The organism is Janthinobacterium algoris (assembly GCF_051380935.1).
Classification (GTDB): Bacteria; Pseudomonadota; Gammaproteobacteria; order Burkholderiales; family Burkholderiaceae_D; genus Janthinobacterium.
The window spans coordinates 395,256-409,056 of record NZ_JBNYXZ010000003.1 but is presented as its reverse complement, the minus strand read 5'-3'; the positions used below and the strand labels follow the sequence as shown (position 1 = coordinate 409,056).

General features: G+C 62.2%; 13 protein-coding genes and 1 riboswitch. Of the genes, 4 read left to right on the top strand and 9 right to left on the bottom strand.

Going from position 1 to position 13,801, the window contains the following annotated elements; translation table 11 throughout:
- Window positions 1–33: 33 nt before the first annotated feature.
- From ACQ4W7_RS06855 to ACQ4W7_RS06845, 3 genes are read right to left on the bottom strand one after another with little or no spacing between them, the layout of a single operon-like run.
- Window positions 34–1,131, bottom strand: a complete 1,098-nt coding sequence (locus ACQ4W7_RS06855) for a multifunctional CCA addition/repair protein (protein WP_436529343.1) — start codon at window positions 1,129–1,131, stop codon at window positions 34–36.
- 13 nt (window positions 1,132–1,144) lie between these two features.
- Window positions 1,145–1,861 (bottom strand): glutathione S-transferase family protein, encoded by a 717-nt coding sequence (locus tag ACQ4W7_RS06850; protein ID WP_426073417.1) that lies wholly within the window; start codon window positions 1,859–1,861, stop codon window positions 1,145–1,147.
- A gap of 22 nt (window positions 1,862–1,883) precedes the next feature.
- On the bottom strand, window positions 1,884–3,830 hold the full coding sequence (locus ACQ4W7_RS06845; RefSeq protein WP_436529341.1) for a lytic transglycosylase domain-containing protein: 1,947 nt from the start codon (window positions 3,828–3,830) through the stop codon (window positions 1,884–1,886).
- A 65-nt stretch (window positions 3,831–3,895) separates the two neighbouring features.
- On the opposite strand from ACQ4W7_RS06845, the gene ACQ4W7_RS06840 reads away from it, so the two are divergent.
- The gene (locus ACQ4W7_RS06840; RefSeq protein WP_426073419.1) at window positions 3,896–4,495 is read left to right on the top strand and encodes a 5-formyltetrahydrofolate cyclo-ligase; all 600 of its coding nucleotides are present in this window, start codon (window positions 3,896–3,898) and stop codon (window positions 4,493–4,495) included.
- 15 nt (window positions 4,496–4,510) lie between these two features.
- Here the strand turns inward: ACQ4W7_RS06840 and metF are convergent, their stop codons facing one another.
- The 5 genes from metF to metK form a co-directional block, all read right to left on the bottom strand.
- Window positions 4,511–5,341 carry a methylenetetrahydrofolate reductase [NAD(P)H] gene (gene metF, locus ACQ4W7_RS06835; RefSeq protein ID WP_436529338.1) on the bottom strand — a complete coding sequence of 277 codons (831 nt, stop codon included), beginning with the start codon at window positions 5,339–5,341 and terminating at the stop codon, window positions 4,511–4,513.
- Window positions 5,328–5,684, bottom strand: coding sequence for a phage holin family protein (locus tag ACQ4W7_RS06830; RefSeq protein ID WP_131687970.1), 357 nt, complete (start codon window positions 5,682–5,684; stop codon window positions 5,328–5,330). Before ACQ4W7_RS06830 ends, metF begins: the two co-directional genes overlap by 14 nt.
- Before the next feature lie 81 nt (window positions 5,685–5,765).
- Window positions 5,766–7,190 carry an adenosylhomocysteinase gene (gene ahcY / locus ACQ4W7_RS06825; RefSeq protein ID WP_436529336.1) on the bottom strand — a complete coding sequence of 475 codons (1,425 nt, stop codon included), beginning with the start codon at window positions 7,188–7,190 and terminating at the stop codon, window positions 5,766–5,768.
- Window positions 7,191–7,214: 24 nt separating this feature from the next.
- Window positions 7,215–7,283: riboswitch (S-adenosyl-L-homocysteine riboswitch) on the bottom strand.
- Window positions 7,284–7,369: 86 nt separating this feature from the next.
- Window positions 7,370–7,897, bottom strand: a complete 528-nt coding sequence (locus ACQ4W7_RS06820; protein ID WP_436529334.1) for a hypothetical protein — start codon at window positions 7,895–7,897, stop codon at window positions 7,370–7,372.
- A gap of 143 nt (window positions 7,898–8,040) precedes the next feature.
- Window positions 8,041–9,207, bottom strand: coding sequence for a methionine adenosyltransferase (gene metK, locus ACQ4W7_RS06815; protein ID WP_071079821.1), 1,167 nt, complete (start codon window positions 9,205–9,207; stop codon window positions 8,041–8,043).
- Between the two features lie 188 nt (window positions 9,208–9,395).
- On the opposite strand from metK, the gene ACQ4W7_RS06810 reads away from it, so the two are divergent.
- Genes ACQ4W7_RS06810 through dapF form a run of 3 tightly spaced genes read left to right on the top strand, consistent with a single transcriptional unit; the run spans window position 9,396 to window position 12,012 of the window.
- A complete protein-coding gene (locus tag ACQ4W7_RS06810; RefSeq protein WP_436529332.1) occupies window positions 9,396–10,265 on the top strand; it encodes a lysophospholipid acyltransferase family protein in 870 nt (289 codons plus the stop codon).
- Window positions 10,262–11,137 carry an LpxL/LpxP family acyltransferase gene (locus tag ACQ4W7_RS06805; RefSeq protein WP_426073424.1) on the top strand — a complete coding sequence of 292 codons (876 nt, stop codon included), beginning with the start codon at window positions 10,262–10,264 and terminating at the stop codon, window positions 11,135–11,137. The genes ACQ4W7_RS06810 and ACQ4W7_RS06805 overlap by 4 nt, the downstream gene beginning before the upstream one ends.
- An 11-nt stretch (window positions 11,138–11,148) precedes the next feature.
- The gene (gene dapF / locus ACQ4W7_RS06800) at window positions 11,149–12,012 is read left to right on the top strand and encodes a diaminopimelate epimerase (RefSeq protein WP_436529330.1); all 864 of its coding nucleotides are present in this window, start codon (window positions 11,149–11,151) and stop codon (window positions 12,010–12,012) included.
- Between the two features lie 23 nt (window positions 12,013–12,035).
- Here the strand turns inward: dapF and ACQ4W7_RS06795 are convergent, their stop codons facing one another.
- The gene (locus ACQ4W7_RS06795; protein ID WP_436529328.1) at window positions 12,036–13,538 is read right to left on the bottom strand and encodes a tetratricopeptide repeat protein; all 1,503 of its coding nucleotides are present in this window, start codon (window positions 13,536–13,538) and stop codon (window positions 12,036–12,038) included.
- Window positions 13,539–13,801: the final 263 nt, after the last annotated feature.

Below are 13,801 nucleotides of genomic sequence, written 5' to 3'. Positions count from 1 at the left end.
CATTGTGGCGCCATTGTAGCCTATTCCCGCCATTCAAGCCTGGGCCAGGAATGCTTGCACGGCCGCCACCCGCGCCGCATGGATGACTTCAGGGATGCGTTTCGGCTCCGCGCAACCTTGCGCCAGCGCCCCTGCGTTGACGGCGCGCGCCGCGTCCAGGCCACCCTGCAGCCGTGCCGCCGGCGCAAAGTCGCCGCTGACCAGCCCATCGCAAGCCACGGCCTGCAGCAGTTGCGCAAAGCGCTGCGGCTTGCGCAAGCCGTCGCAGCGTTCGCACAAGGCAACGATGGCTTCAGCGCTCAACTCCAGCGCGCCATTGATATGGTCCAGCTCGCGCGCTGCCATGACGGCCAGCGCGCGGCACTCGTTGGGCACGCGCAGGCGCTCGCTCAGCTGCTCGATGGCATCCTTGCTTATATGTAGCATCAAGGCGGCGAAGCGCACGGGCAAGTCATGACCTTGCGCGGCGGCATGATCGATGACCTGCAGCAAGTGCTCGCTCAGCTGGATTTCTCCCATGATGCGCGCCAGCGCGCCGCATTCGTGCAGCACCGTCAGCATGCGCGAAGGGTGGCTTTCCATCAGCCCCTTGGCCACTTCCTGCCACACGCGCTCAGCCACCAGGGCGTCGACTTCGCCGTCGGCCACCATCTGGCGCATCAGCGCCATGGTGGCGGGCGCAACCGTAAAAGCGTCGAAACGGGCGGCAAAGCGGGCCAGGCGCAAGATGCGCACGGGGTCTTCGCCGAACGCGTCGGAAACGTGGCGGAAGATTTTATTCTGGATATCCTCGATGCCGCCGAACGGGTCGGTCAGGCTGCCGTCCTCGGCTTGCGCGATGGCGTTGATGGTGAGATCGCGCCGCACCAAGTCATCTTCCAGGGTGACATCGGGCGCCGTATGGAAGACAAAGCCCCGGTAGCCGGGCGCCGTCTTGCGCTCCGTGCGGGCCAAGGCATATTCTTCCTGCGTCTTCGGGTGCAAAAACACGGGGAAATCCTTGCCCACGGGCCGGAAGCCCTGGCGCAGCATGTCTTCCGGCGTAGCGCCGACGACGACGTGGTCGTGGTCTTTCACGGGCAAGCCCAGCAGTTGGTCGCGCACCGCGCCACCGACCGTGTAAATCTTCATGGTGAACTTCTCTTTAATCGGGCAATTCCGCGTCGTGCTTGGCCGCAACTTCCGTCTCCGCCAGCGCTTCCGTGATCCAGCGGGCCACGGCCGGGTGCGCCTGCACGCGCTCGCAATACGCGTTCAGCGCCGGCGCCAGGCTTACGCCATAGGTGCGGAAACGCATGACGACGGGGGCGAAATACGCGTCGGCGATGGAAAACTCGCCAAACAGGAACTGGTGGTGGCCAAAGCGCGACAGACACTCTTCCCAGATTTCGCTGATGCGGCCAATGTCGGCCTGCGCGGCGGCCGTGCGGCCCCGTCCCGGCAACTTGGCCTTGATATTCATCGACATATCCGTGCGCAAGCCGGAGAAACCGGAATGCATTTCCGCGCAGACACAGCGCGCCATGGCGCGCGCGGCCACATCTTGCGGCCACATGTGTTTATCGGGAAACTGCTCGGCCAGGTATTCGCAAATGGCCAGGCTGTCCCAGATCGTGATCTCGCCCGCCAGCAGCACGGGGACCCGGCCGCAGGCGGAATACTCGGCGATGTTGGTGGCCGTGTCGCTCTGGTCGAGCAGCACGCGCACTTCCTGGAACGGGATGCCGAAAGCCGTCATGGCCACCCACGGGCGCATCGACCACGAAGAGTAATTCTTGTTGCCGATGATGAGGGTCAGGCCCGGCTCGCGCGCGGCGGCCAGGGTTTGCGTCAGGCTGGGGTCAAGGATGGTCGTTTGCATGGTCGGGTATCAAAGGTATGGTTCAAGGCAAATCGGCCGCGATGGCGCTGTTTTTCGGTCCCACGGTACCCAGGCGCGCTTTCAGCGATTGCGGGCGCTTCTCGAACAGGGCCGCGTAATAGGTGGCGTTGGCCATCACGTTTTTCACATAGCCGCGCGTTTCTGTGTACGGAATGATCTCGGCGAAGACGGCGCCTTCCAGCGGACGCGTCATGGTGGCGCGCCAGATGCGCAAGCGCCCCGGCCCCGCGTTGTAGGCGGCGCTGGCCAGCACTTGCGAACCATCGAGGCCGCCCAGCACCATGTTCAGGTAATTCGTGCCCAGCATGACGTTGGTGCGTACATCGCTCAAGGTTTCCGTCACGAAATCGGTCAGGCCGATCTTCTTGGCGACATAACGGGCCGTCGACGGCATCACCTGCATCAAACCGGAGGCGCCCACATGCGACTGCGCATCCATGATGAAGCGCGATTCCTGGCGGATCAAGCCATACACCCAGGCTTTGTCCAGGCCCAGGGTTTGCGTGGCCGGGTGCATGACGTCGTCGTGCGGCGTCGGATAGCGCTGCGTGTAATCGACTTCCAGGCGCGTGCGGTCGGAGGTGTTGACCATGCGGTCGAGCACATTCTTCTGGCGCGCAAATTCTGCGGCCGCCAGATGCTGGCGATCCGTCATCGAACGCAATTCCCAGTTCCACTCGCGCGTGCCTTCAAAGCGCAAGCGCATGTTGAAGAATTTCAAGGCCCGCTGCAAGCCCGGATTGGCGGCCATGGCGGCGATTTCCGCCGGCGTGACGGGCTGGCCCGGCGGCGGCAGCACCAAATGGTTGCCCAGCTCTTCATTGGCCAGCAAGCCGTAGAAATTCGATTGCTCGGAAATCGTGCGATACAGGGTATCGGCTTGCGCATTCGGGCGGCCCGGCGTTTCCGCCTGCTGCGCGCGCGCCAGCCAATAGACCCAGGTGGGGTCCGTGCGCAGGGAGGCCGGCATGGCCTGGATGGACGACTTCACCATGGGCCAGTTGCCTTCGCGCAAGGCAATGCGCGTTTTCCACTGCATCTGCTCCTGGGTCAACGGTGCGCCATTGGTTTTTTGCCAATATTCAAACGCTTCCGGCGCCAGCGAATACGATGCCTGCAAGGCCAGGCTGGCCCAGCCGATGGCTTGCTCCTGCGCCGTCAGTTGTCCGCTGGCCTTTTGCAACGCCACCACGCCCAGCTTCAGGGTGCTTTTCGCCATGCGCCCCACGGCCACCAGGTACATCTCATGGTCGGCGCGACTTGGCCCCGGTCCTTTGGCCAGCATCAACGCGGGCAAATCGATGGCTTGCGCCATCTTCGCATCGGACGCACCCAGCAGCAGCGCGATGCGGCGCGCCGGGCCCGTGGCATTCGTCTGGCCCGCCAGGCGGATCTGCGCCCACAGGTCATTCGTGTCGAACTGGCCATTTTGCGCCAAGGCGGCAATCAGGCTGCCGCACGCTTCGCCATAGCCGGGTGGCGACACCAGCAGGTTGCGCGCCTCGGGTGCCACGTTCTGGCCTTTGGCGGCACGCGACATCAGCGCGTAGCACTTGAGCTGGGTGTCGTCATCGAGGGCGAATTGCGGATATTGCTCGTCAAACACGACCCAGTCGCGCTTGCGGCCCAGCTCCAGCAGCCAGTCGTTGCGGAAACGGTCGGCGATGGCGCTGCCCTTGTAGCGATTCAGGTAATCGCGAAATTGCGCCTCGGTCAACTGTTTGATGCGCGGTTTCAGCCGATAATAGTCAACATACGATGGAATCTGGTAATTCGTCAGGCGTCCCGCATAAAAGTCGGCTTTTTCGGCGTCATCCTTGCGCGCGGCGTCGCGCAGCAGCAGGAAGGCATCATCCTCGCTGCGCGTGTCGGGGGCGGCAGGAGAGACGGTGGCGGATACCTGGGCCAGGGCGGCCAGGGGAGACAAGGCCGATGCAACACACAGCATCGTGCCGGCAATCCATTTCAGTGGGGAAATCAATGTACGACTCTCAATCTTAACTTGATGGTGATATGAATAGCGACCCTAGAATAACATGCGATCCGGCTACACGGCCACCCATTGCGCCACAGGACAAGGCCGGCTTGCGCAAGGCCCTGCTGGCGGCCCGCCGCGCCCTGCCCGAGACCACGCGCGCAGGGTGGGATACGGCCATCGCGCAGCGCCTGCTGGACTGGTGCGCGCAGGAAAACGTCAAGGAGCTGGGCGTGTACTGGCCCCTGCATGGCGAGCCGGACTTGCACGGCGCGTATGCGCAGCTGGCCGCTCGCGGCGTGCAATTAAGCTTGCCGGTGGTGCTGGAAAAGCATGCGCCGCTGGCCTTTTCCGCCTGGACGCCGGGCGAGCCCATGGTGAAGGATGGCATGGGCGTGGCCGTGCCGGCACAATTGCGCCTGCGCCCGGCGCCCGCCACCCTGCTGGTGCCTTGCCTGGGATTCAATGGAGAACGGTATCGCCTCGGCTATGGCGGCGGCTACTACGACCGTACCCTGGCGCAAACGCCGCGTCCGCGCACGCTCGGCATCGCCTATGTTTGCCAGGCGGCCAGCTTTCCCAACGGCGAATACGACATCGCCCTCGATCACATCATGACCGAGGGCGATCTGTTCTGACGAATCAGAACGATATTACTTCACCAGGCGCTGCCACAAAGCCGTCGTGGCAGCCGCCTGGTTCATGCTATAGAAATGCAAGCCTGGTGCGCCGCCTTCCAGCAAACGCTCGCACAAGCCCGTCACCACGTCCAGGCCAAAGGCCTTGATGGAGGCGCTGTCGTCGCCGAAGCTGGCCAGTTTCAGACGCACCCAGCGTGGAATTTCCGCGCCGCACATGTCCGAAAAGCGCATCAGCTGCGTGTAATTCGTGATCGGCATGATGCCGGCCACGACGGGCACGTTGATGCCCATCTTCTGCGTCTGCTCGACAAACTGGAAATACGCGTCGGCATTGTAGAAGTACTGGGTGATGGCCGCATCGGCGCCGGCTTGCACCTTGCGCGCAAACGCGTTCAAGTCATCCTGCGGCGAACGGGCTTGCGGGTGCACTTCCGGATAGGCGGCCACTTCGATATGAAAATGGTCGCCCGTCTCGGCGCGGATGAATTCCACCAGCTCGTTGGCGTAGCGGAACTCGCCCGAGGCGCCGTAGCCACTCGGCAAGTCGCCCCGCAAGGCCACGATACGGCTCACGCCGGCCGCCTTGAAGTCGGCCAGCACGGTGCGGATCGATGCGCGCGAACCGCCGACGCAAGACAGATGGGGCGCGGCTTGTTCCCCGGCCGCCAGGATTTCGCGCACGGTGTCCAGGGTACCCTGCTGCGTGGTGCCACCGGCGCCAAACGTCACCGAGAAATACTTCGGATGCAATTCAGACAACTTGATACGCGTGGCGCGCAGCTTTTCCGCCCCTTCCGGGGTTTTCGGCGGGAAAAACTCAATACTGAAATTATGCTTTTCCATCGTCATTACTCAACAGTAAGGTCGACAGGGCCCAGGAAATGATGCTGTACAAAATGGCACCGCCCACGGCAGACCAGAAACTGGCGACATGGAAACCGTCGATCACTTGCGCCACCAGCCAGAACATGAAGCCATTGATGATCAAAATGAACAGGCCCAGCGACAAGAACGTCACGGGCAGGGTCAGCAAGATCAGCAAAGGACGGATCAGCGCATTAACCAGTCCCAGCACGGCAGCGGCCAGCAGCGCGGTCCAGCCGCTGCTCATCGTCACCGAGTGCATCAAATAAGGGACGGCAAACAGGGCTGCCGCATTGATAAACCAAATCAGTAGCAAGCGCATTTCTCTAGCCTGTCAAAAGTAGGGTCAGGCCGGCGGCGGGCGCCGGCCCTCAGAGGGTGAGTTACAGCCCCGGACTACCGATTAATAACGGTAATGTTCGGGTTTGTATGGACCTTCCGTGCGCACGCCGATGTAGTCGGCTTGCTCTTGCGTCAGTTCCGTCAGCTGCGCATTCAACTTTTTGAGTTGCAAACGGGCGACTTTTTCATCCAGGTGTTTCGGCAGGGTGTACACGCCGACCGGGTAGTTGGCCGTGTTTGCGTACAGCTCGATCTGGGCGATCGTCTGGTTGGCGAACGACGAGCTCATCACGTACGACGGGTGGCCCGTGCCGCAACCGAGGTTGACCAGGCGGCCTTCGGCCAGCAGGATGATGCGGCGGCCCGACGGGAAGATGATGTGGTCGACTTGCGGCTTGATGTTTTCCCACTCGTATTGCTTCAACGAAGCGACGTCGATTTCATTGTCGAAGTGACCAATGTTGCAGACGATGGCCTGGTCTTTCATGCGCGTCAGGTGATCGTGCGTGAGGATGTGATAGTTGCCCGTGCAGGTCACGAAGATGTCGCCGTGTTCGCAGGCGTAATCCATGGTCACCACGCGGTAGCCTTCCATCGCCGCCTGCAGTGCGCAGATCGGATCGACTTCCGTCACCCATACTTGCGCCGACAGGGCGCGCATGGCTTGGGCCGAACCCTTGCCGACGTCACCGTAACCGGCGATGACGGCCACTTTACCGGCGATCATCACATCGGTGGCGCGCTTGATGCCATCGACCAAGGACTCACGGCAACCATACAAGTTATCGAATTTCGATTTCGTGACGGAATCGTTCACGTTGATCGCAGGGAAAGCCAGCTTGCCTTCCTTGTGCATTTGATACAAGCGGTGCACGCCGGTGGTGGTTTCTTCCGTCACGCCGAGGATTTCCGGCAGACGCTTCGAGTACCAGGTCGGGTCGACCAGCAAGTGTTTCTTGATCGAGTTGAACAGGCAAATTTCTTCTTCCGAACCCGGGTTGGCCAGCACCGACTGATCGGCTTCCGCGCGCACGCCCAGGTGCAGCAGCAAGGTAGCATCGCCGCCATCGTCGAGGATCATGTTCGAGTAGACAGCCTTGCCGTCCACGTTCGGCCATTCGAAGATGCGGTGCGTGTATTCCCAGTAGTCATCGAGCGACTCGCCCTTGACGGCGAAGACCGGCGTGCCGGCGGCAGCGATGGCGGCGGCAGCGTGATCTTGCGTCGAGTAAATGTTGCACGATGCCCAACGCACTTGCGCACCCAGTGCTTCCAGGGTATGGATCAGCACGGCGGTCTGGATGGTCATGTGGATGGAACCGGTGATGCGCGCGCCTTTCAGGGGCTGCGCTGCCGCGAATTCCTCGCGGATGGCCATCAGGCCAGGCATTTCCGTTTCAGCAATCTTGATTTCTTTGTCGCCCCATGCGGCCAAAGTGATATCGGCGATGGTGTAGTCGTGTTGCGATTTGAGTACGGCGTTCATCACGCCCTCCTTTCAGTTGAAAAAGGTACGTGAGCGCAGTTGCAGGAAATTCCGAGCCTGGCGAATTTCTTCGTCGCAACGCTCCTCGGACCCTGCATCATAACATCGGCCTTGTGCCGACGGCAACCATTAGTCAAGCGGGCCGGCCGCCTGGCAGGTCCGCGACGCGCGCTGGCGCGCTATGGTTTCTGCGGCGGCCAGTTCTTGCCCTGACTGATACAACTGGCGCGCTCGTCAGCGTCCAGGCGCCGCGCTATTTCATCGGCCAGGTCGCGCAGGATGGGCAGCATGTCTTTATCAGCCTTGCTGCCGTCGGTCGGGTAATTCGCGGCGCGCATGGCCCATTTGCAGGTGAGCACGGGATCGGGCTTGATATTCGAGCGCCAGGCATCGGGATCCGTGGCGAGAAAACCACTGTCCGCATAAATAGTGAGCACATGCAAGGCCTGGCGTGCCGACATCTGCCCCATCAACTCGGTGAGTTCGGGCCGCATCTGGACCGGCGTTGCCAGCGAGCCGTCGGGAAAAACAAATTTGCCGGCCGCCGCCAGGATCAGCACGGCATGGCCATCGCCAGCCTCCGCCTTGTCCAGCCATTGCCCCACCGTCAGCGTGGCCGGCGGCGTGACTGACGCGGCCGCGACAGCGGACAGGCCCCATGTGGCCAGCAGGACAACAGCCAACGAGCGTACGCGCAACAAGGTCATGCAATTCCCCAATTAGTTTATTTGCAATAAACTGTAGTGTATCCCCATGGCAGCGCCGTTCGGTACGCGCCGTCGCGGGCGCACCCATAAAAAAAGCGCCCGCGGCCAGATGGCCGGGGCGCTTTTCTTGCAAGCGGACTAGCTTATTTCAGGCCGGCAGCGTCGCGCAGCAGGGCGACCTTGTCGGTGCGCTCCCACGTGAATTCTGGCTCTTCGCGGCCAAAGTGGCCGTAGGCGGCGCTCTTCTGGTAGATCGGGCGCAGCAGGTCGAGCATTTGCACGATGCCTTTTGGACGCAGGTCGAAGTGCGCCAGCACCAGCTTGGCGATTTCCGCGTCAGGAATCACGCCCGTGCCTTCCGTGTAGACGGTGATGTTGATCGGCTTGGCCACGCCGATGGCGTAGCTGACCTGCACCTGGCATTGGCGCGCCAGACCGGCGGCGACAATGTTTTTCGCCACGTAGCGGGCCGCATACGCTGCCGAACGGTCGACTTTCGATGGATCCTTACCCGAGAACGCGCCGCCGCCGTGCGGGGCTGCGCCACCGTAGGTGTCGACGATGATCTTGCGCCCGGTCAAGCCGCAATCACCTTGCGGACCGCCGATGACGAAACGGCCCGTCGGGTTGACGAGGAATTTGGTCTCCGTCAGCCATTCGCGCGGCAGAATGGGCTTGATGATTTCTTCGATGACGGCTTCTTCGATCTGCTTGTGCGAGATTTCCGGCGCATGCTGGGTAGACAGCACGACCGTGTGCACGCCGACGGGACGGCCATCGACGTAGCGCAGGGTTACTTGCGATTTTGCATCCGGACGCAGCCATGGCAAGCGGCCATCCTTGCGCAGCTGCGACTGGCGCTCGACCAGGCGGTGCGCGTAGTGGATGGCGGCAGGCATCAGCTCGGCCGTTTCATCGCAGGCGTAGCCAAACATCAAGCCCTGATCGCCAGCGCCTTGATCCAGGTCAATCCCCGCACCTTCATCGACGCCTTGCGCAATGTCCGGCGACTGCTTATCGTAGGCCACCAGCACGGCGCAACCCTTGTAGTCGATGCCGTATTCCGTATTGTCGTAGCCGATGCGTTTGATGGTTTCGCGCGCAACTTGAATATAATCCACATTGGCGTAAGTGGTAATCTCGCCAGCCAGCACCACCAGACCCGTGTTGCACAGGGTTTCGGCAGCCACGCGGGCGGTCGGATCCTGGGTCAGGATGGCGTCAAGGATGGCGTCGGAAATTTGATCGGCAACCTTGTCGGGATGGCCTTCCGAAACGGATTCGGAAGTGAAGAGATAGTCGTTTGACATTGCAAGCTCCTGATTACTATGTGAATGTTCTGTCGCAGTAAAGAGGATGTTGCCTGCGACGCTTTAGCGATATTTATATTCCGCTTCGCAAGTTGTCTATTAACTCAGCGGTTACTGCATACGTGGTATTTTACGCTTCTTAAAAAATTTTGGCACAGCAACACGCCATTCCTGGAAACAGCTTATTCATGTTAGTCCCAATTTTCCGCTTCTTATCCCTCTTTCCCTTGCCCGTCCTGCATGGCCTGGGCGCTGCACTCGGCTGGGTGATTTACGCCATTTCCCCGTCCTACCGGCGCCGCATGCGCGAGAACATGCAGGGTGCGGGGTTTACGCAACACTTGCACACGGCCGTGGCCGAAGCGGGCAAGAGCGTGCTGGAATTGCCCTTCATCTGGTGCGCGCCAGCCGAACGCGTGGCGCGCCACGCGACGGTGGAAAACTGGGAGCTGGTGGAAAAAGCGTTGCAGCACGGCCGCGGCATCGTCTTCCTGACACCACACCTGGGCTGCTTTGAAATCGTCGCCCAGCAGATCGCCCTGCGCACGCCGCTCACCGTGATGTACCGCCCGCCCAAGCGCGCCGCACTGAAACCGCTGATCGAAGGGGCGCGTGCGCGCGAAAACCTGATGCTGGCGCCGGCCAATATGTCGGGCGTGCGCATCTTTGCCAAATGCCTGAAAAAAGGCCAGCCCATCGGCCTGCTGCCCGACCAGGTTCCGCAAGAGGGCGAAGGCGTGTGGGCCGATTTCTTCGGCCGCCCCGCCTACACCATGACCCTGCCGGCCAAGCTGGCGCAGATGGGCGGCGCCGAAGTCATCATCACCTACGCCGAGCGCCTGCCGGGCGGACGCGGCTATGTAGTGCATTTCGTGCCTTTCACCGAGTCGCTAGCCAGCACCTCGGCCGAACAGGCGCGCACCATCAATGCGGCCATGGAACAATTGATCGCGCGCAGTCCCGCGCAATACCTGTGGAGCTACAATCGCTACAAGGTACCGCGCGGCGCGCCGCCACCCACGCCAGCGGCGTCGGATGCCGCCAAGGAGCAGGCATGAGACTGCTGATCGCCTTCATGTGGCTGCTGCACTGGCTGCCCTTGCCCATCCTCGGCCGCTTCGGCGTGGCCGTCGGCAATGTACTATTCATCGCCATGCCCACGCGGCGCAAGATCGCCCTGACGAATCTGCGCCTGTGCATGCCGGAATTGACGGAACAGCAACGCGTGGCCCTGGCGCGCCAGCATTTCCAGGCGTATTCGCGCAGCGTGTGGGAGCGCAGCATCCTGTGGTGGTCGTCAGAAACACGCCTGAACCGCCTGATCAAGAAGGTGCCCGCCTTCCCGGGCCAGCAGATCGCGGCCAAGCCCACCATCTTGCTGTGTCCGCACTTTGTCTGCCTCGACGTGGCCGGCGCCGCCACGGCCATGGAAATTTCCGCTTCGTCGATGTATGTGCAGCAAAAGAATGCCGCCTTCGACCAGGCCTTGCGCAATGGCCGTTCGCGCTTCAAGCCGCCCAAGCTGTTTACGCGCCAGGACGGCATCAAGACGATTCTGCGCGCCCTGCGCGACGGCTTGCCGTACTTCATGCTGCCGGACATGGATTTCGGCGAGAAGGATGCGGAATTCGTGCCATTCTTCGGCGTGCCCGCCGCCACCCTGACGGCCACGGCGCGCCTGGCGCTGGCCGCCAAGGCGCAAGTGATTCCCGTCATCGCCACCTTCCTGCCCAATTACCAGGGCTGGAAAGTGACCTATTACCCGGCCTGGGACGATTATCCGGGCGACGACATCACTGCCGCCACGCGCCGCATGAACGAATTCATCGAAGAGCGCGTGCGCGAAGCGCCGGCCGAGTATTTCTGGACCCATAAACGCTTCAAGACGCGTCCGGAAGGCGAAGCCTCGTTCTATAACCAGCACAAGTGATACGGCAGACCATGAAACTCCAATTTACCAAAATGCATGGCGCCGGCAATGACTTCATCGTCATCGATGCAATCAATCAAGACATAGCCTTCACGCCGGCCCAGTGGCAGCGTCTGGCCGACCGCCGTTTCGGCATTGGCGCCGACCAGATCCTGGTGGTGGAAAAGCCGCGCCTGCCTGGCTGCGACTTCCGCTACCGCATCTATAACAACGATGGCGGCGAAGTCGAACAATGCGGCAACGGCGCGCGCGCCTTCGTCAAGTTCGTCAGCGAAAAAGGCTTGTCAAGCAAGGACAGCATCCGCGTGGAAACCATGGCCGGCATCATTGCGCCGCGCCTGGAGCGCGATGGCAGCATCACGGTCGACATGGGGGCGCCCGTGCTGGAGCCAAAGCTGGTGCCATTCGATGCAAACGGCCTGGACGGTGTAGCGCAAGGCAACGACACCTTGTGGCCGCTGGACCTGGCGCTGCCGGGCAACGATACAACCGTGCTGCTGTCCGTCGTCTCGATGGGCAATCCACATGCCGTGCAAGTGGTCGAGGATGTCGACGCGCAAGACCTGGAACAATCGGGTCCGCTGATCGAGCACCATCCGCGCTTTCCCCGCCGCGTCAACGCCGGCTACCTGCAGATCATCGATCGCCATCACGTGAAACTACGCGTGTTTGAACGGGGCGCGGGCGAAACGCTCGCTTGCGGCACGGGCGCCTGCGCCGCTGCCGTGGCCGGCATCCTGCGCGGCCGGCTCGACTCGCCCGTGCGCATCAGCGCGCGTGGCGGGGAACTGTCGATCGCCTGGCAAGGCCCGGGCCATCCAGTGTTAATGACGGGCCCGGCCGTGACCGTGTACGAAGGCACGATCGACCTGTAGTCAAAGCGGCAAGCCGCCGCACATCATGCCACCAGGAACTGCTGTTCCTGCGCAACACCCAGCTCGGCCAGGTAGCACTTCAGGCGGTACAGGCGTTGCCGGTAATTGCCTTCCGGCCCCGTCACGCCGCAATCGACGCGGTCGAACAGGCGCACCACCTGATCGAGCAGCTGGCGCTCCTGCGCCGTGCGGATCAATACCAGGCGCCGCTTGCCGCGCCCATGCGTGGCGCTAATATCGATCAATAAACAATGCCCCTGGTCGGCCGCATGGAGATCGAGCAGCAGTGCCTCGGCACGCGACAGATGAAAGCGGCGCGCCAGCTCCAGCCGCGCCGCCAGCAGAGGGTGGAGCTGGCCCAATTGCCGCAAGTGCCCATCGGCTTGCAAGGCGGCGTACTGGCCCCAGTCGCCGGGCTCGCCGTGCGGCGCGATCTTCGCCAGCGCCGCCTCCGCTTCACTGCTGCCTTGCGCCTGCGCCTGCAGCAACCAATAGGCAGCACGCACATCATTGTTGAGCCCATCGCGGCGATTGCGCCAGGCATGCATGCCGCACTCGAGCTGAGCCGGGCCATGCCCCAGGTCGGCGGCACGCTCCAGGCAGGAATGGGCTTCGATCACATTGCGCTGGGAAAATTCCGGTTTTGTATAGATGCGCGACAGCACGAACCAGGCTTCTGCCAGGCCCTGCTCACCCGCCTGCGTCAGCCAGCGCACGGCCCGCTTGAAATTGGCCGCGCCGTTGCGCGTGGCCAGGCGCTGGCCATGCGCATCCATGCGCGCATAGCCGAGCCCCAGCTCAAGCTGCGCCGTGCGGTCGCCGCCATGCGCGGCCAACTCGCAACACTGCCAGCCCTCGGCATCGCCGACAGGCGCCAGTGCCTGGGCGCAACGCGACAACAACAGTAACTGCTGCGCGTCGAGGGCGATGGCACGCGCACCGGCCGCTGCCTGGCGCTGTAACAGCTGGCGCGCCAGCGGCAAACCTTGCGACAGGAATCCTGCATGGTCGCCCTGGCTCCAGGCCTGCTCCAGACCGGCGTACAGCGGCGTATCGCCATCGAGGGCATGCTCGGCAACAAGGCTGGTAGCCGGTACGGAGGCTTCGGACGATCCTTCTTGCATGGATAACAACCATTGCGCATCGGGCAAGCCGGCGCGCACGGCGGCGTCCAGCGCCACGCGCGCCTTGGCGCGCAAGGTTTCACAACTGCTGGCGGCGTTGCCCAGCACCAATTGCGCCAGCACCAAGCCCGCCTGCACCTGGCCCGCATCGAACGCCTGCGCGTAATACGGAATCAGCGTCTTGGCTGCCGGTTGCGCCACTGCGAAAGGTACATGCATACCAATCAGCAAGCATGCTTCCTGGCTATCTTCCTGGGCCGCCCGCGCCAGCCAGTGCAAGGCGGTGGGCAAGCTCTGCGGCACACCCTGCCCGAACAGATACAGCCGTCCCAACGCCAGCTGGCAAGCCACATTGCCCGCACGTGCGCCCTTGATCAATCCTAATGTTTCGCGATTTGCCATCGATTCTCGATATTGAGTCAATGATTCTCATAATAGTGCGTCGTCTCAGGGCCCATCAGTGCAGGCCGTCCCTTAGTGTAACGTTCTTGTGTCATAAATCCGCCAAAGCCGGCTTAAGAACTTGATTCAACGCAACAATCTCCTGGCCGGAACACGCCAAGATGGCAAGGCGCCGCCACCGTGGCGATGGGAGAACGCTGGCCATCGGCGCAGGATCGGCAGAAACCGCGCGTTACAAAAATACAACAAGACCATCGATTTAT

Excerpts from the sequence above, each read along its gene's own strand:
- ACQ4W7_RS06855 (WP_436529343.1), bottom strand. The coding sequence starts at position 1,131 with ATGAAGATTTACACGGTCGGTGGCGCGGTGCGCGACCAACTGCTGGGC.
- ACQ4W7_RS06850 (WP_426073417.1), bottom strand. The coding sequence starts at position 1,861 with ATGCAAACGACCATCCTTGACCCCAGCCTGACGCAAACCCTGGCCGCC.
- ACQ4W7_RS06845 (WP_436529341.1), bottom strand. The coding sequence starts at position 3,830 with ATGCTGTGTGTTGCATCGGCCTTGTCTCCCCTGGCCGCCCTGGCCCAG.
- ACQ4W7_RS06840 (WP_426073419.1), top strand. The coding sequence starts at position 3,896 with ATGAATAGCGACCCTAGAATAACATGCGATCCGGCTACACGGCCACCC.
- metF (WP_436529338.1), bottom strand. The coding sequence starts at position 5,341 with ATGGAAAAGCATAATTTCAGTATTGAGTTTTTCCCGCCGAAAACCCCG.
- ACQ4W7_RS06830 (WP_131687970.1), bottom strand. The coding sequence starts at position 5,684 with ATGCGCTTGCTACTGATTTGGTTTATCAATGCGGCAGCCCTGTTTGCC.
- ahcY (WP_436529336.1), bottom strand. The coding sequence starts at position 7,190 with ATGAACGCCGTACTCAAATCGCAACACGACTACACCATCGCCGATATC.
- ACQ4W7_RS06820 (WP_436529334.1), bottom strand. The coding sequence starts at position 7,897 with ATGACCTTGTTGCGCGTACGCTCGTTGGCTGTTGTCCTGCTGGCCACA.
- metK (WP_071079821.1), bottom strand. The coding sequence starts at position 9,207 with ATGTCAAACGACTATCTCTTCACTTCCGAATCCGTTTCGGAAGGCCAT.
- ACQ4W7_RS06810 (WP_436529332.1), top strand. The coding sequence starts at position 9,396 with ATGTTAGTCCCAATTTTCCGCTTCTTATCCCTCTTTCCCTTGCCCGTC.
- ACQ4W7_RS06805 (WP_426073424.1), top strand. The coding sequence starts at position 10,262 with ATGAGACTGCTGATCGCCTTCATGTGGCTGCTGCACTGGCTGCCCTTG.
- dapF (WP_436529330.1), top strand. The coding sequence starts at position 11,149 with ATGAAACTCCAATTTACCAAAATGCATGGCGCCGGCAATGACTTCATC.
- ACQ4W7_RS06795 (WP_436529328.1), bottom strand. The coding sequence starts at position 13,538 with ATGGCAAATCGCGAAACATTAGGATTGATCAAGGGCGCACGTGCGGGC.